Raw genomic sequence first — 14,788 nt, 5'->3', positions numbered from 1 at the left:
TGGGGAGGGGAGATTTGTGAGTCGCTGACGCGACTTTCACATTAACGCGAGGTTTGAATACGGCCATGCAACGATACGACATCCTGAAAAAGATCGCCGCAGAACTGGAGCATGGCGCAGTCAACTTCTCGACCAATGCGCTGGTCGCGCTCAAACTGCAGCATGCGCTCAACGATCCGGATTGCCACATCGACCAGGCCATGCGCCTGATCAAGGCTGAACCCCTGCTGTCGGCAAAGGTCGTGGCGCTGGCCAACTCGAGCGCCTTCAATCCCTCGGGTCGCCCGATCACCGACGTGCGCACGGCCGTTCTGCGGCTGGGTTTTCGCTATCTGCGCTCGCTCGCAGCGGCGGTCGTCACGCGCGCGCTGGCTTCCCCCTTGTCGGCACAGGATCGTGCCATGGCGGCGCGACTCTGGGAGCACACCGCGCATGTCGCGGCACTGGCGCAGGTCATCGCCCGCAAGGTCACCCACCTCGACCCGGAAACGGCGATGTTCGCCGGCATCGTCCATGAGATCAGTGGCTTCTACCTGATTTCGCGTGCCGCCGAATTTCCCGGCCTGCTCGACGAGGATTTCTCGGCGTGGAGCGAAACCGGCGAAGCCGAGGTCGGTCGCGCCTTGCTGCAGGTGCTGGAGGTACCGCAAACGGTGGTCGATGCGATCGAAGTCTGCTGGCGGGGTTTTCTGGCGATGCCGCCGAAAACTCTTGGCGATACGTTGCTGCTGGCCGACGAACTGGCCCCCGTCGAAAGCCCGCTACGCGACCTCGACGACGTTCCCAGGGAAGGCACGGCGGCATCGATCGACATGCTGATCGGCGAGGAAACGCTGCTCGAAATCATGCGCGAATCGGCAGATGAGGTACGCTCACTGACGGCAGCGCTGCGCCTCTGAGCGCACCTGGCGAACTCTGCCAGGCAGCCACCCAGGCGACGATGTCGGCCGCCGGCATCGGCCGGGCGATGCCGTCACCCTGGGCACTTTCGCAGCCGAGCTGGAGCAGCATCTGACCCTGTTCGATGCTCTCCACGCCTTCGGCGACGATCTGGCGGTGAAAAGCCTTGGCGAGCCCGATCACCCCCTCAAGGACGGCTCGATTCTCCCCACCTTCGAGCAGGTCGCAGACGAAACTGCGGTCGATGTTGATCCGGGAAACCGGCAGGCTCTTCAGGTAAGTCAGCGAGGAATGGCCACAGGCAAAATCGTCGAGGGCAAATGACACGCCGATTTTCCGGCACGCGGTGATGATCGCACAGACACTGGCGAGGTCTTTCAGCGCACGCGTTTCCCGCAATTCGAGATCAAGCCTACCCGGTCCCACCTCCGGCTGTCCGGCCAGCAGAGTACGCAGTCGTTCGACGAAACCGGCCTGTTGCAACTGCCGTGCGCCAATATTGACGCTCACCGCCATCTCCAGTCCGCCACCGCGCCATTCTGCGATCTGCGCCAGGGCACGCGCGATCACCCATTCCCCGAGATCGACCGCCAGCGGGTGATTCTCGATCAGCGGCAGGAAAGCGGCTGGCAGCAGCAGTCCTTTTTCCGGATGCTGCCAGCGAATCAGGGCCTCGACACCGATCACCGCGCCGCTGCGCAGGTTCACCCTGGGCTGATAGTGGAGAACGAATTCATCGGCCAACAGGGCACGGCGGATATCTTCCAGGCGTTCGTTGTGGCTGCGGACGCTGCGATCCAGCTCGGCATCGAAGACACAGTAGCGGTTCTTGCCGGCGAGCTTGGCCTGGTACATGGCCTGGTCGGCCTGGCGCAGCAGTTGATCGGCATCGACCTCCTCGGCCTGCGGGTAGAAGGTCACGCCGACGCTGGTCGACACCTGCAGTATCTGCTCGCCGTACGGCACCGGCTGGGCGCTGGCCGCAATCAGGCGGTCCACGATCGGCGCACACGAGGGGATATCCGAGAGATCGAGCAATACCGCGACAAACTCGTCGCCCCCCAGACGCGCCAGCGTGTCGCCTTCGCGCAAGGCCTGCTTCATTCGACCCGCCACCGTCATCAGCAGTTGGTCGCCGGCTTCGTGACCGTGCTGGTCGTTGACCGCCTTGAAGCCATCGAGATCGAGAAAGGCGACGGTCAGGCGCTGCCCGCGCCGCTGCGTCTGCATCATGCCCTGATGCAGGCGGTCGGCCAGCAGCACGCGATTGGGCAAACCGGTCAGCGCGTCGTAGTGAGCCGTCCGCTTGAGCTTCTCTTCGTTTGCTTTGAGCAGGGTGATGTCGGAGAACAGGGCCACGTACTGCCGGGTTCTGCCCTGATCATCGCGCACCGCACTGATCGTCAGTATCGCCGCAAACATCTCGCCGCTCTTGCCGCGATTCCAGACTTCACCGCTCCAGTGGCCCTGGCCGATCAGATCGCCCCACATGGCGGTGTAAAACTCCTTTGCCTGAACACCGGAGCGGAGAAAGCGCGGGTTCTGCCCCAGCGATTCCTCGCGACTGAAACCACTCATCCGGGAAAAGGCCTCATTGACGTCGAGGATCGTGCCGTCGGGGGAGGTGATCATGATGCCCTCGCGGGCGTTGGTGAACACGCTGGCCGCGTTGATCTGCTGCAGGCGCTCCGATTCTGCGCGTTGCTCGGCCAACTGCATCTGCCGGCGGTAGAGGCCGGTCGCCAGCAGCGTGATCGCCAGCAGAGCGGGAACCATGACGCCAAGCACGGTCCTGGTCTCGGTCCGCCATTGCTGCAGGGCGGGCCGACGATCGAGCGCCGTGACGACGAGGAAGGGATACAGGCGCGACGCTCGAAAGGCGATCAGCCGCGGGCGATCCTCGCCGCTGCCCTGTTCGAACTGGCCAAACTCGACCTCGGCCAGGCGCAGTTCACTCACGAAGTGGTCCTGCAACGATCCGGGTCGCCCGCCGGGGTCGCTATCCATCAGCAGCGTGCCGTCGTAGCGCAGCACGCTGACCGATCCTTCCTCGGCAGCGATCTTCTGGGCAATATGGTTGATGAAATAGTCCGGATTCAGCGCAAAGAGCAAGGTTACGCGCCCCTTGCCAAGCCCGATGCTGCGTGTCACCGGGATGAAGCCGAGCGAGTCGGCATCGACGGGCGTTCCCGCCGTCGATGGCTGGCCACTGGCGAAATCACGTCCTGCCCAGGGCTCGCCGATGCGCAGGATCTGCAGCCGGCCAGCGTCTGCCGGCAGATAATTTTGTGTCGCCACCGTCACGCCGAGGTTGGCCGGATTGGAACTGGCGACAATCCGCCCCGCGTCGTCCAGCAGGGACATCGAGCGCAGGAATGGCACATGCTGCAGGGCCGCCACGAAAGTCCGCTCGATCTCGCGCGCATCGCGCACAAGCGACACCTGCGCCAGGGAGTTGGCCGCGACGAGTTCGGTGACGTGCAGGCTTTGCGTCAGGAAGTCCTCGAAACCTCGCGAATGCATCGCTGCGATGCCCAGACCGTTGGCCACCGCCTCGCCACGCAGTCGCCACAGGGTGTAGGCGCTCATGGCGACCATGCCGCCGACGAATACACCCAGGAAAAGCAGAAACGTCGTACGTAACTGCCGCCAGGCGCGGCGCGTCATGGGGAGACGATGGTCTCGAGTTTATGCCGCCGCGCGGCTGCCAGCAGCCGCCCATCGTTCTTGATGTCGCTGACGAAGCGCTCGATGCGTGCCGCCCAGGCATCGTCACCGGGCTGCATGGCATAAGCGTAGGGGGTGATGTGGTAGGCGCCGGGGGGCGAGACCAGGCGCGCCCAGTCGGCGCTCGCCAGAAAACGCTGGCTATAGGGGTAGTCGGTCAGAAAAACGTCGGCGCGACCCGACTGGACTTCCTGCTCGCGCGCAAATGGCGTATCGAGAACCAGCAGTTGCGCCGCCTTGAGTTTGCCCTTCATGATCGACTCATGCAGCGTCCCTCGGGCGACGGCCACCACCGAGCCGGTGCGGTCGATCTGATCCCAGTCCTTGATCCGGCGATTGGTTTTGGTGGTGATCGCATAAATGTCGCTGGCCAGATAGGGGCGTGTGAAACGCAGCTTTTCCGCACGCGCGGGCGTGATGCCGACCGCAAACATGGCCAGATCGCAGCGATCCTGAGTCACATCATCGATGAGTCTGGCGAAGGAACTATCGACGAACTGCACCGCCACACCGAGGTCCTTGCCGAGTTCGCCGGCCAGATCGATATCGATCCCGGACAGCAACTGCGTCTTCGGGTTGCGGTAGGTGATGCTGTAGTAGTCGGGCCAGATGCAGACACGCAGCACCCTGGCCTCCCGGACTCGATCGAGCCGGCTCGTGGCAAGGTCTGCGGTGCTTCCCTGAGCAGACACGCTCAGGCCGCTGGCCAGCACGACGAGGCGCAAAAGGAGGACAAGGATTCGCATTGCGATCTCCGGAAATGAATCTTGAGGCATTGACCGCCAGCCATCTGAAATGGTCATTACCATCAAGTATTGAACCATAAAACCCCGTCATTGGCTGGCAAATTGTGCTCACTCCGGGAATTGTCAGTACAATCCCTCGCTTGAGCTCGGGTGTGCATGAAAGTGTTGGGAGGTACCGACGCTGGCGACGCTGCAGCTCATAGACCAAGCGCTTTGTCGTCCCGGCAGTGGCCTGCCCGCGGCGAGTCCATTCCACACAGGAGAAAGCTTCCCCATGGCAAAAACCATTTTTCTGGTCGATGATTCGGCAACCATCCTGCTCAGCGTATCGAGCATCCTCGGCAAGGCCGGCTTTGCCGTCGAGAAGGCGTCGAATGCCGACGAGGCCCTGAAAAAGTTCAAGGCCGGAGTCAAGGTCGACCTCCTGATCACCGATCTCAACATGCCCGGCATGAACGGCATCGAGCTGATCAAGCAGGTGCGCACGCTGCCCGCCTACAAGTTCCTGCCGATTCTCTTCCTGACCACCGAATCGCAGCAAAGCCGCAAGGCGGAAGCCAAGGCCGCCGGCGCTTCGGGCTGGATCGTCAAACCGGCGACCGCCGACGACCTGCTCAATACCATCAAGCTGGTCATCCGCTAGGCCGAGACGATGACCCCTTCCCTCGGCAAACCCCAAGACCAGTATCGCCGGCGTTCGCTGCTCACCGGACTGGCCGCGACCGTCGTGCTGCTCATCGTCGTCCTGCTCCTGCATGGTTGGTACGTCGATTTCCTGAGCCAGACCTTCGCTCTCGGCGATCGCAGCCGCGACACCCTGATGACCCTGCTCGGTCTGCTGCTGTTCCTGGGCCTCCAGCAGGCGCTCTCGCGGCTCCTGTACCACGACACCCACCTGGGCATCGACGAAAGTCTCCGGGACGAACGCCCGCGCTGCCCGTCGCAGCAGGTCTGCCAGCGCGTCGCGCTGCCCGAGCTGCGGGAGATCCCGCGCTTCAACCAGGTTCTCGTCGGGCAGTTGCAGAGCGTCGTCGAGCAGACCGAACAGGCGGCCTACGATGTCACTTCACGACTGCAGACGATCGACGAGGTGGTCACCGACCTGAACCAGTTCGTGGCCGCCGCCGCCGCGGAATCGCAGGCCATGGCGCACGAATCCGAAGAGCGGATCGCCGGCAATCGCCAACTGATCGGCAAGCTCGAAGCCTTCATCGCCCAGCGCGTCGAAGAGACCGCCGCGGACGAGAAACACAGTGGCGAAGCGGTCAAGGAAGCCCGCTCGCTGCAAACCCTGGTCGATCTGATCCGGCACATTGCCGGCCAGACCAACCTGCTCGCGCTCAATGCGGCCATCGAGGCCGCCCGCGCCGGCGAGGCCGGACGCGGTTTCGCGGTCGTCGCCGACGAGGTGAGGAAGCTCTCGCACGAAACCGAAGCCGCGGTCAAGAAGATCAACGACGGCATCATCGCCGTCACCCAGATCATCGAGCGCCAGTTCAAGGACAAGCTCGCGCACTCGCACATCCACGAGGAACGCGACAGTCTCGAACGCTTCACACAGCAGCTCGCCGCCCTCGGCGCCAGCTACGAAAGCCTGACGGCGCGCGAACGGCAGATCCTCGACACCATCACCACGAACAGCGGCAAGCTCGCCACGATGTTCATGGAGGCCCTGGCCAGCGTGCAGTTCCAGGACGTGACGCGCCAGCAGATCGAACAGGTGATCCACGGCCTCGGACGTCTCGACCAGCACGCCGAAGCGCTCGCCGGAGCCATCGAAAGCGGCGCCGATGGCGGCCACGAGGTGCGCATCGAACCGCTCGCCCAGCAGATGGAGCAGCAGTTCTCGAACTATGTCATGGACCAGCAGCGCGACGCCCATCGCCAGGCGATCGCCCCCACGCACCGCCCACGCCCGCCCGCCGCCGTCCCCAAGGCGCGCACCTCAAGCGCTGCGCCGGCGCCAGCCAGCAAACCGTCGAACGTCGAACTCTTCTGAGCAGCCACCCTCCCCGTTTCGTCAGCTTTCTTCAGCGCTTGCTGTAGGGAGCGACCAGTTCGCCCTGCATCCGGTATCCGGAAGTGCCCCAGGGCGAGTCGGAACGGGCGATGGCCAGCACTCCGCTGACCCACACCGCGTCCATGCTCTGCAAGCCTTTCAGCGGTTTGGCCAGGATCACATGGATGATCTGGTTGGCGGGCGGTGGCGGCACGTGGATGCAGGCGCCGAAATAGGGGACGAGAAGGAACTCCGAGACCTCGTCGCCCTTTTTTTCCAGCGGCACCATGAAACCGGCAATGCGGATGCGCTGACCGCGCAGGGATTGCTCGACGGGGGCGTTGTCCCAGCTTTCCCGGAGCCGCTGCAGCGCCTCCATGGCGCGCGGGTCGGAGTCCTTGAGCGTGCGCAGGTCGAGCCCCTTGAAAGCCTGCTGGGGGTCCCAGTCCTTGGGGACCAGCGCGTCCCATGGCGTCTCCTTGTAAACCGCCTCGGGCGCGGTGGCCGCCTTCGACGGCGACAGGCGATCGCCGACGCGATAAGCGCTGCGCGCATCGGCAGCGCAGGCGCTGCCGGCAAGGCTCAAGGGCAAGGCGGCCAGCAGCGCGAGACCGGCCACGGCCGCGATCGGGCCAGAGAAGAACGCAAGGATTCGCATACGGGGGTCCTTTACAGGCGGGGAGTCAGGCCGTCGGCCAGGGAGATTCGATAAGCGCGGTAGCCCGGCAGCAGACTGGCAACCAGGCCGACGGCGACGACTGCGCCGAGGAGGAGCAGCTCATCGGACGAAATCCAGCGGGCGCGGATCGCCAGCCCGTAATGCGCCTGCGCGAGCGGGCCCAGCAGCGCCATCAGCAGGGCCAGCAGGGCTGCTCCGAGCAGCGCGCCGAGGACGGTGACGAACAGGCCTTCCGCAGTCAGCAGCACAAAGATTTCGCTCGGCCGCGCGCCCACCGAACGGAGGATGGCGAGTTCGCGCCGTCGTTCCCCGAGGCCGGCGATGACGACTGCCACCAGCCCGGCCAGGCCGACCGCCACGACCATCGCCGAGACGGCGAACAGGGTTCGCTCGGCGATGCCGACCACCTGCCAGAGCTGATCGAGCGCGACGCCAGGCAGTACCGCCAGCAGGGGCTCGGCGGAACGGGTGTTGAGGTCACGCTGGACCTTGAACACCGCCGCGCGGCTTTTCAGTCCCACCAGCACGGCAGTGATTTCCTGCGGCGTCAGATCGAACTTGCGTACGTATTCGGCGGGGATCGACAGCCCCGGCAAGGGCGCGCCGCCCTGCCAGTCGAGGTGAATGGCCTGCATCGCTTCGAGGCTGATATGGACGCTGCGGTCCACCGGCGTTCCGGTCGGAGCGAGGATGCCGACCACCGTGAACGGCTTGTCGGTGTGTTCGGCGAGGCTGACGTCGCCCATGCCGTGACTGAGGACGATCCGATCGCCGGGACGATAGCCCAGACGTGCAGCCACCTCGGCGCCGGGCACGGCTTCGAAGATCTCCGCAAACGGCTTGCCTGCCGAGAAAGCCAGGGCCTGCGCGTCCCCGTACCGAAAGTGTTCGAAGTAGGCCGATGAAGTGCCGATGACCGGGAAGCCGTGATGCGAATCGCCCAGCGACAGCGGGATCGACCATGCGACGGCCGGATTCTCGGCGATCGCGCGGTAGCTTTGCCAGCGGATGTTGTTGGTGGCTTCGCCGAGGCGAAAAACGGCGTAGAGCATCAACTGGACCGGGCTGGTGCGGGCGCCGACGACCAGGTCGGTGCCGGCGACCGATTGCGCAAAGCTGTTGCGCGCCTCGTGGCGCACGCGCTCGACGCCGAGCAGCAGGGTGACGCTGAGGGCCACGGCGATCAGCGTCATGCCCAGCGTCAGACGCCGGTTCCAGGCGCTGCGCGCGGCCAGCAGGAGGAGTGAACTCATGCGGCTCTCCCTTCGCCGCCGGCCGGGCTGATCGACGCCAGCGAGAGCTCGCGGTCGAAACCCGTGGCGAGCCGCCGGTCATGACTGACGAAGAGCAGCGTGCTGCCCGCCGCCAGGCACTCGCCAGCGAGGAGAGCGAGGAAGGCTTCCTGCCGCTCGGCGTCGAGGGCCGAGGTCGGTTCGTCGGCAATGACGATCTCCGGGCGTCCGATCAGCGCGCGCGCCGCCGCTACGCGCTGCTGCTGGCCGACGCTCAGGCGCGTGACGCCCTGTCGGTGCAACGCCTCCTCAAGATCAAGGTGGGCCAGCAAGCGCGCAGCCTCGTCGTGCAGCGAGCCACCGGCCGCCAGCGCGCGCGCGTGTCGGCGCGCCGAGAAGCGGCACGACAGGAGAACGTTATCGACTACCGAAAGATAGGGAATGAGGTTGAACTGCTGAAAGACGAGACCGACATGGTCGGCGCGAAAACGGTCGCGCGCCGAGGGCTTGAGGCGTGTCAACTCGCTGCCGAGCAGCCTGATCCGCCCAAGCTCGGGCACCAGCACGCCGCCCAACAGCCCGAGCAGCGTGCTCTTGCCGCTGCCGCTCGGTCCATAAAGGAAAATGCGCTCGCCTGCACGGACCTCGAAGGCCGGAATTTCGAGGCAGAACTCACCTCCCCGCGGCCAGCGGAAGCGCAGGTTCTCGATCTCGATGACGGTTTCCGACGTCATTCCGGTCTACCAGGCGATGCGCCGTTGCTGTGGCGAGAGTCGGACAGCCGATTGTCCGCGTGGCCCCGTCACCTGCACGTCGACTCGCTGCAGCCTCGGGAAAGCCTGAAACAGACCGACTTCGAGCGCACGCAGGGCTTCGGGATGCTCGCAGCGAAAAACGAACTCGCCATCGAGGTCGGCATGGCCGTCGCCGACGGACGGCTTCGTCGGCTCCAGCACCGGCGATTCCAGTTTCAGCGACAGCAGCGCGCAGGCGGCGGCAGGCGAGGCCGTGAACAGACTGGCCGGCTGATGCAGGCGTTCGGCCATCGCGCGCACGGCGGCTTTCTGCTTTTCGGTACGAGGCGCGTGTTCGAAACCGACGAGATTGTTGAGCGGGCTTTCGAAGTTGAGCGTCAGGTTCTTGCCGTCGATGGCCACCTGCAGGCTGGCGGCACCATGCACGTGGGCGGCGGCGGGTTCACCGGCAGCGACGGGTAGCGGCAGCAGGCAGATGGCAATGATGAAGCACCAGGGCGAGTGGTTCATGGTGAAAACTCCTGGATCAGTTTTTCAGTTGCTGGATCTGCGCCTGGATTTCGGCGAGTTCGGCGTCGCTGGCGGCAGATACCGGGAGCGCGCCGAGCAGCGCCAGCGCGAATGCGCCGGACACCTGAATGAGTCTGGACATGCTTCTGCATCCTCTAAACATGGTTGATCTTCGCCAGCCCGAAAGGCGGCGAAACCGGACGGTTCAGAGGTGCGCGGGCGGGGCGCGGCTGGAATAGTAGGCAGGAACGCCGGCCGGCCGGATGACCGCGCGGGCGTCGACGAGAGCGAAGTCGCCCAGCTCCTGGTCAAGCGGTGGCGAGTGGCCTGGTGCGGCATTGGCCGCGGCTGCGAGCAACAGACACTCGACGCAGAGCGCATTGCTGTCCGGGTCCTGCAGCACCTTCTCCTGCATTGCCTGCCGCCATTCGGCGAGATGCCCCAGGTCGTGCAACTGCGCCTCGTGCCGCATGCCGAGCAGCAGCAAAGCCATGACCACCGCCAGAACATTACGAAGCATCGCGGCTGGTCGCTGCCTGGACAGGCTGGATGATGCCGGGCGACGCCGGGTAGGCGGTTTCATGCGCACCCGGCCCACGGCTCGGCAGCATGGTCGAATCGCGGCAAATCGGCGATCTGCTGCCGCTGGCGGGTGTGCAAACGCGCAGCAGCCATCGGTGCGCCAGTGCCACGAGTAGCGCCATCGATTGCCGAGAGGATGTAAGCAGGGGAATGTCTCACGACAGACATGGAAACACAAAAGCCTTGCTAACGCAACATTGTTGCGTTTAGACCCCTATCGGCGAGCCCACATCGCCGCCACGCCCGATGCCAGCCCGTGCGCCGCCGCTCAGGCTCAATCGGGCACCTCGTCAGTGTCGCGCAGCTTCGACATGCAATTTCAGCCCGAGGGCGCCGACGACTTTCAGGATGGTGGCGAAGCTGGGATTTCCCTCTACAAATCGTTGGGAGTGATGGCCGTGTGTTTCGCGAGACGAGCAAGCATTCGAGGGCCGATTTCCTCGCCGTCGTGAAAAGCGAAGACGACATCGGGCCAACCTTCGCGGGACAAAGTACGGTGAGAGCCAGACTGCCGTTTGAGTTTCCACCCGATACCAAACAGCGCCGCAAGCAACCGTTTGGCTTTGATGGACGGCCATTGACTCACACGGCAAGGGGAATGGAAATGCTAATCTCGACCGGACGCGACTCACTCTGTTCAAGGCGCTCGGCCATGGCGCGAAGGGCAAGCACTTCCGCTTTCGACATGGCTTCGTTGGCAGTCTCGCCGTAGCACAGGACGCCGGGCAGCTGTGGAACCTCGGCAATCCAGCGGCCATCAACCTCTTCCTCGCACTCGATACTGAAATTCATGATTAATCTCCGAGAGGGAACTACTGAAATTGTAACGCGCCACGGCTGGTGACACCCAACACGCCCATGCGGTACTGCAGCCTATTATCTCCCCTTGTATGCTTCGTTTTGTGGTTTTTCGTTCGTTCAAGAGAGGAGATGAAGTCATGGCTGGAAGGGTGTCAAGAGGACCGTGGAATAAATGCGAGAGAGGTATTTTTCTCTTGCGTTTATGCCGCGAAAGCCTCTTGACATCCTGTAAGCCAAGTACACTTGAGGCAGGGGCTGGGGAGGGGTTGATCATCCCCGGCCGCTGCCTCACGGCGAGTGCGGGGTTTGGGGCAGAGCCCCAAGGTTTAGGTCGTAGAGTGCCACGGAGGTGTGGTGGAAACGAGTTCGGAAGGCGACGCACAGCCCGACGCCCCTCTGGGACATCAAGCCCGTGGGAGAGCACTTGGCGTGCATTGTCAGCCGTTTGTCTGAATACCGAACAGTTGCTGGTTGGCACGTGCCGGAAAGCCGTGACCACGTATTTGCAAGGATGGCTATAGATGAACGCTTCTGAATCAACGTTTGTGGGTATTGACGTTTCCAAAGACACGCTGGAGATCGCTTTAGACGACCAATCAAAAACCCAATGCATTGCCAATGCTGACGCTGATATAGCGGCGTTGGTCAAAGAGCTCGTTCCACGTTCTGAGGAGATTGGGGCGATCGTATTGGAGGCCACGGGAGGCTTCGAGCGCCAGGTGGCGGCGGCACTCTGTGCGGCCGGGCTGCCGGTGATGGTGGTCAATCCGAGGCAGGCGCGAGACTTTGCCAAATCCATGGGATACCTTTCCAAGACGGACGCCATTGATGCGCGAGTCCTGTCGCACTTTGCGCGGACACTGCACCAATCGGCGCAGCGGGAACGGCTGTTGATGAAACTGCCCGATGCCAACCAGGAGGCGTTGGAAGCCTTGCTTGTACGCCACAACCAGCTCATTGGCATGCGCGTGGCGGAAGGAAACCGATTGGCCCTGAGCCATGGTTCGCAACACAAGAGCATCAAGGCAGTCCTCAAAATACTGGATCGACAGATCGTGGCGGTTGATAAAAGCATGGCTGGCATGCTGAAAGAGCATTTTGCCGAGAAGCTCGCTTTGTTCAAAGGCTTCAAAGGGGTAGGACCGTGTACGCAAGCGAGTCTGATGGGGGCATTGCCTGAGTTGGGCCAACTCACCCATGCGCAGATTGGCAAGTTGGTCGGAGTCGCTCCATTAAACGCGGACAGTGGTCGCCACAAGGGTAAGCGCATCACCTGGGGTGGTCGAGCGACGGTCCGTACCGCTTTATACATGGCGGCCTTAAGTGCCATACGTTACAACCCCGTCATCAAGACCTTTTATGAACGTTTGCTTGCTAACGGAAAACTCAAAAAAGTCGCGCTGGTCGCTTGCATGCACAAGATGCTGACGATCATGAACGCCATAGTCAAATCGGGTATTCCGTGGAATCCAGAGCATGCAAAATGCGCCTAAAAAAGCTTGACTGGGAACACAGTTGCTCCCCCGCGCGGGGGAGCCAAGCGCAGAGTACGGGCAGTCTGGCCGATCTCGTATCTCCCCTCCCCCGCGCGGGGGAGCCTGTTCGTGCCGCCCGCGGCCGGGGATTCCGGTGATTGGTGGGGCAGTGCGCTGGCCGACCAGCACCGGCGCGCAGAACGGCGTCCGCTACGCCTACTTCGCCCAGGCCCGCCGGCTAGCGATCGAGCTTGGCTGCCGGGTGACGATCTACGAAGCTTGCCAAATATCGCTGCCCCCCGACACGTGGCTATCGCCAGTTGCCGGGCAGGGTGAAAGGCGCCCAATAGAAAGGGTGACTCAGATCGGGCTGGCAATGAGCAAGACTTCGCGCGGCGTAGCGCTTCGGTTTTCGAGAGACCATCGCGCACGATGCCGCTGTAGAAGCGCTCCATGATCCGGTTCGATGCCCCGCGCCGCGGCTGCAGCGAGCCAAGAGGTCTTGAGCATTTACAGGGCCGCCAGGCAAGGTGACCCGGGGTTCGTGGGCCTCGCGTGCACGGTGGGCAAGCTCACCGTCGGCGAGGTGACGAAACCGATGCCGGAGATCTGGCTCCAGAGGAGAAGGTATCGGCATGGATTGCGCCGCCATTGACAATGGCGATATTGCCGGCGCTGATGGCAATGACCCCGCCATCGATGGCACCGGTAGCGGGCGAACTAATGCTTCCACCACTCAAGATATTCAGCTTGCCAGATGCCGCTGTCAAGGTGCCGGCAAAGCCGATCTCCTGCGCCGCCTTGCCGAGCGCCACTACACGGATGTCACCCTCTGGCGTCAAAACACCGCCATTGTTGATCTCGATATCGCCCGCGACCATGCTGATCGGCTGGGAGGGCTGCGCCACCAGGATTGCCCCGTCTTTGACGATGACAGGGGCACTCGTGCCACCGAGAAAGCCGAACGCCGCCGGCGCGGCACTCGACCGCGTGCTGGCTCGCCCAGGATCGACATGGAACTTGTCGCCGTTGGCGAACTTGACGTAGTCGGCCGTGCTGACATGAAACGCGCCGGGTACATTGATGGCGGCCCCAGCGCCGAAGATGACACCCGCCAGGCCGATGAAGAAAAAGGCCGGCCGGCGCGGAGCCTGCCGCGGCGGTCAGTTGCAGCGTCCCGTTGATCTGCGAGAGCGACCCGCCGGTGACGCGACTGATCACATTGGCCAGCGCAGACGTGCTCGTGGTGAAATCGGCGGTCTGGCCCGTGTCGATATTGAACTGCGAGAAACTATGGAAGAGGTTGTTGCCGACGACCGCCGCCAGGATTTCCCAGTCATTGCGCCCCCCGCCCCCCGACAATTGACTTGACTGTAGCGGCTCACTAGAGCCGAGCGATTAGCCACGTCAATAGACATGGCTCCAGGTAGAGGTCAATAGTCATTTCTATTGATCTATGTCAACTGTCGCCGTCACTGGAACGACGCGCTTCAAGGTCGCAAACCCGGTCAAAGATGACCGTCGAGAGGTGCGCACAAGCCGCTTTCACGGTATTCCAGTCGTGCCACCGTGGGGCAAGGTTCTGGTATTCGGCCAGATCCGTGTCCTCCAGATCGTAGGGCATGGCATTGGCGAGTTGCACCTGCAGTTGTTGCAGGGGGGATTCTCCGTTGTCTTGCCGGTAGAGCACATCGAACGATTGAAGTGCGCCAGCGACGTGTTCATCACCGATGTGGTCGGCAAGCGCCACGAAATCGAGATAGTCGCGAGTCGCGTTTCGCTTGAGGATCAGCACGCCTTTGATGCGCAGAATCTCGGCCTGTGTCGGGACCGTCAGTTTCTCGCCGAAGCACTCGACCTGCACGGTTTCCAGCGGCTCGTCCCGGATCAACGGCCGCACACCGGTTTCGATGCCGTCCAGGCTGCCAAGAATCTGCACCGGACGTTGAACGCGAGCCGTCTTCCAGCCCGCCACGGACTCCAGTTCGGCAAGCACCTCGTCGAAACGATACCGCAGATCGGTCAGCACATGGTCGGCGTCACGGGAGAAGCGATGTCCGGCGTGGATGGCCGATGCAGTTCCACCCACCAGCACGGCATCAGGCAGGATTTGTTGCAGGCGGGCAGCAGACGAAAGGACAAGTTCCCAATCAGGAAGCGCTGCGGTGCTCTTCAACATAGTGCATCCAGAAGTGATAGCGCTGGGCGTAAGGATTGGAAAGATAGGGGCGACAGATCCGTTCCACCTTGTCCAACAACGAGTGGTCACGGAGAGCCGCACGGCGCAGGTCAGCCCAATCCTGCCAGCGGCCACGAGAAATCATGTCGTCGATGGCGGCAAGGGTGAGACGCTGATGGTTGAGGTGGCGGTGGAGCATGGCT

Annotated in this window: 17 protein-coding genes and 1 pseudogene; 4 read left to right on the top strand and 14 right to left on the bottom strand. The window is 63.2% G+C overall.

What is annotated here, in order from left to right; all coding sequences use genetic code 11:
• Positions 1-65: 65 nt before the first annotated feature.
• On the top strand, positions 66-899 hold the full coding sequence (locus tag V5B59_RS21320; RefSeq protein WP_034910283.1) for an HDOD domain-containing protein: 834 nt from the start codon (positions 66-68) through the stop codon (positions 897-899).
• Here the strand turns inward: V5B59_RS21320 and V5B59_RS21315 are convergent.
• On the bottom strand, positions 844-3,567 hold the full coding sequence (locus V5B59_RS21315) for a bifunctional diguanylate cyclase/phosphodiesterase (RefSeq protein ID WP_169071923.1): 2,724 nt from the start codon (positions 3,565-3,567) through the stop codon (positions 844-846). The two genes, V5B59_RS21320 and V5B59_RS21315, sit on opposite strands and share 56 nt — an antisense overlap.
• Positions 3,564-4,373: a substrate-binding periplasmic protein gene (locus V5B59_RS21310; RefSeq protein WP_034910278.1), complete on the bottom strand. Its 810-nt coding sequence runs from the start codon at positions 4,371-4,373 to the stop codon at positions 3,564-3,566. Before V5B59_RS21310 ends, V5B59_RS21315 begins: the two co-directional genes overlap by 4 nt.
• 274 nt (positions 4,374-4,647) lie before the next feature.
• On the opposite strand from V5B59_RS21310, the gene V5B59_RS21305 reads away from it, so the two are divergent.
• Together V5B59_RS21305 and V5B59_RS21300 are read left to right on the top strand one after the other, a co-directional pair.
• The gene (locus V5B59_RS21305) at positions 4,648-5,016 is read left to right on the top strand and encodes a response regulator (protein ID WP_034951443.1); all 369 of its coding nucleotides are present in this window, start codon (positions 4,648-4,650) and stop codon (positions 5,014-5,016) included.
• 9 nt (positions 5,017-5,025) lie between these two features.
• Positions 5,026-6,372: a methyl-accepting chemotaxis protein gene (locus tag V5B59_RS21300; RefSeq protein WP_332352304.1), complete on the top strand. Its 1,347-nt coding sequence runs from the start codon at positions 5,026-5,028 to the stop codon at positions 6,370-6,372.
• 31 nt (positions 6,373-6,403) lie between these two features.
• Here V5B59_RS21300 and V5B59_RS21295 read toward each other — a convergent pair whose 3' ends face one another.
• From V5B59_RS21295 to V5B59_RS21260, 8 genes are all read right to left on the bottom strand, one after another.
• Positions 6,404-7,030, bottom strand: coding sequence for a DUF3299 domain-containing protein (locus V5B59_RS21295; RefSeq protein ID WP_332333133.1), 627 nt, complete (start codon positions 7,028-7,030; stop codon positions 6,404-6,406).
• An 11-nt stretch (positions 7,031-7,041) separates the two neighbouring features.
• Positions 7,042-8,304 (bottom strand): ABC transporter permease, encoded by a 1,263-nt coding sequence (locus V5B59_RS21290; protein WP_332333132.1) that lies wholly within the window; start codon positions 8,302-8,304, stop codon positions 7,042-7,044.
• Positions 8,301-9,017: an ATP-binding cassette domain-containing protein gene (locus V5B59_RS21285; protein ID WP_034913226.1), complete on the bottom strand. Its 717-nt coding sequence runs from the start codon at positions 9,015-9,017 to the stop codon at positions 8,301-8,303. Before V5B59_RS21285 ends, V5B59_RS21290 begins: the two co-directional genes overlap by 4 nt.
• 6 nt (positions 9,018-9,023) lie before the next feature.
• A complete protein-coding gene (locus V5B59_RS21280) occupies positions 9,024-9,548 on the bottom strand; it encodes a DUF2796 domain-containing protein (RefSeq protein ID WP_332333131.1) in 525 nt (174 codons plus the stop codon).
• Between the two features lie 16 nt (positions 9,549-9,564).
• Positions 9,565-9,690, bottom strand: coding sequence for a hypothetical protein (locus V5B59_RS21275; RefSeq protein WP_288129135.1), 126 nt, complete (start codon positions 9,688-9,690; stop codon positions 9,565-9,567).
• A 63-nt stretch (positions 9,691-9,753) separates the two neighbouring features.
• Positions 9,754-10,068, bottom strand: coding sequence for a hypothetical protein (locus tag V5B59_RS21270; protein ID WP_332333130.1), 315 nt, complete (start codon positions 10,066-10,068; stop codon positions 9,754-9,756).
• Between the two features lie 435 nt (positions 10,069-10,503).
• Complete coding sequence (locus V5B59_RS21265) at positions 10,504-10,716, bottom strand: type II toxin-antitoxin system HicA family toxin (RefSeq protein WP_332333129.1); 213 nt, start codon at positions 10,714-10,716, stop codon at positions 10,504-10,506.
• Entirely contained in the window at positions 10,713-10,922 is a 210-nt protein-coding gene (locus V5B59_RS21260) for a type II toxin-antitoxin system HicB family antitoxin (RefSeq protein WP_332333128.1), read from the bottom strand. The genes V5B59_RS21265 and V5B59_RS21260 overlap by 4 nt, the downstream gene beginning before the upstream one ends.
• A 530-nt stretch (positions 10,923-11,452) precedes the next feature.
• Between V5B59_RS21260 and V5B59_RS21255 the strand changes: the two genes are divergently transcribed.
• Entirely contained in the window at positions 11,453-12,424 is a 972-nt protein-coding gene (locus V5B59_RS21255) for a transposase (RefSeq protein WP_332351565.1), read from the top strand.
• A gap of 554 nt (positions 12,425-12,978) precedes the next feature.
• Here V5B59_RS21255 and V5B59_RS26390 read toward each other — a convergent pair.
• The 4 genes and pseudogenes from V5B59_RS26390 to V5B59_RS21240 form a co-directional block, all read right to left on the bottom strand.
• Positions 12,979-13,491 carry a hypothetical protein gene (locus tag V5B59_RS26390; protein WP_408612962.1) on the bottom strand — a complete coding sequence of 171 codons (513 nt, stop codon included), beginning with the start codon at positions 13,489-13,491 and terminating at the stop codon, positions 12,979-12,981.
• A gap of 82 nt (positions 13,492-13,573) precedes the next feature.
• Positions 13,574-13,768, bottom strand: a pseudogene (locus V5B59_RS26385) (filamentous hemagglutinin N-terminal domain-containing protein); the annotation flags it as partial.
• A 97-nt stretch (positions 13,769-13,865) separates the two neighbouring features.
• On the bottom strand, positions 13,866-14,585 hold the full coding sequence (locus V5B59_RS21245; RefSeq protein WP_169072083.1) for a nucleotidyl transferase AbiEii/AbiGii toxin family protein: 720 nt from the start codon (positions 14,583-14,585) through the stop codon (positions 13,866-13,868).
• On the bottom strand, positions 14,557-14,784 hold the full coding sequence (locus tag V5B59_RS21240) for a hypothetical protein (protein ID WP_169072084.1): 228 nt from the start codon (positions 14,782-14,784) through the stop codon (positions 14,557-14,559). The genes V5B59_RS21245 and V5B59_RS21240 overlap by 29 nt, the downstream gene beginning before the upstream one ends.
• Positions 14,785-14,788 lie beyond the last annotated feature (4 nt).

Origin of the sequence: Candidatus Accumulibacter contiguus (genome assembly GCF_036625285.1) — a bacterium.
Taxonomy (GTDB): domain Bacteria; phylum Pseudomonadota; class Gammaproteobacteria; order Burkholderiales; family Rhodocyclaceae; genus Accumulibacter; species Accumulibacter contiguus.
This window is presented reverse-complemented; position numbering and strand designations above follow the sequence as displayed.

What these genes read in the sequence shown, in the direction of transcription:
- V5B59_RS21320 (WP_034910283.1), top strand. Translation starts at nt 66, where the DNA reads ATGCAACGATACGACATCCTGAAAAAGATCGCCGCAGAACTGGAGCAT.
- V5B59_RS21315 (WP_169071923.1), bottom strand. Translation starts at nt 3,567, where the DNA reads ATGACGCGCCGCGCCTGGCGGCAGTTACGTACGACGTTTCTGCTTTTC.
- V5B59_RS21310 (WP_034910278.1), bottom strand. Translation starts at nt 4,373, where the DNA reads ATGCGAATCCTTGTCCTCCTTTTGCGCCTCGTCGTGCTGGCCAGCGGC.
- V5B59_RS21305 (WP_034951443.1), top strand. Translation starts at nt 4,648, where the DNA reads ATGGCAAAAACCATTTTTCTGGTCGATGATTCGGCAACCATCCTGCTC.
- V5B59_RS21300 (WP_332352304.1), top strand. Translation starts at nt 5,026, where the DNA reads ATGACCCCTTCCCTCGGCAAACCCCAAGACCAGTATCGCCGGCGTTCG.
- V5B59_RS21295 (WP_332333133.1), bottom strand. Translation starts at nt 7,030, where the DNA reads ATGCGAATCCTTGCGTTCTTCTCTGGCCCGATCGCGGCCGTGGCCGGT.
- V5B59_RS21290 (WP_332333132.1), bottom strand. Translation starts at nt 8,304, where the DNA reads ATGAGTTCACTCCTCCTGCTGGCCGCGCGCAGCGCCTGGAACCGGCGT.
- V5B59_RS21285 (WP_034913226.1), bottom strand. Translation starts at nt 9,017, where the DNA reads ATGACGTCGGAAACCGTCATCGAGATCGAGAACCTGCGCTTCCGCTGG.
- V5B59_RS21280 (WP_332333131.1), bottom strand. Translation starts at nt 9,548, where the DNA reads ATGAACCACTCGCCCTGGTGCTTCATCATTGCCATCTGCCTGCTGCCG.
- V5B59_RS21275 (WP_288129135.1), bottom strand. Translation starts at nt 9,690, where the DNA reads ATGTCCAGACTCATTCAGGTGTCCGGCGCATTCGCGCTGGCGCTGCTC.
- V5B59_RS21270 (WP_332333130.1), bottom strand. Translation starts at nt 10,068, where the DNA reads ATGCTTCGTAATGTTCTGGCGGTGGTCATGGCTTTGCTGCTGCTCGGC.
- V5B59_RS21260 (WP_332333128.1), bottom strand. Translation starts at nt 10,922, where the DNA reads ATGAATTTCAGTATCGAGTGCGAGGAAGAGGTTGATGGCCGCTGGATT.
- V5B59_RS21255 (WP_332351565.1), top strand. Translation starts at nt 11,453, where the DNA reads ATGAACGCTTCTGAATCAACGTTTGTGGGTATTGACGTTTCCAAAGAC.
- V5B59_RS21245 (WP_169072083.1), bottom strand. Translation starts at nt 14,585, where the DNA reads ATGTTGAAGAGCACCGCAGCGCTTCCTGATTGGGAACTTGTCCTTTCG.
- V5B59_RS21240 (WP_169072084.1), bottom strand. Translation starts at nt 14,784, where the DNA reads ATGCTCCACCGCCACCTCAACCATCAGCGTCTCACCCTTGCCGCCATC.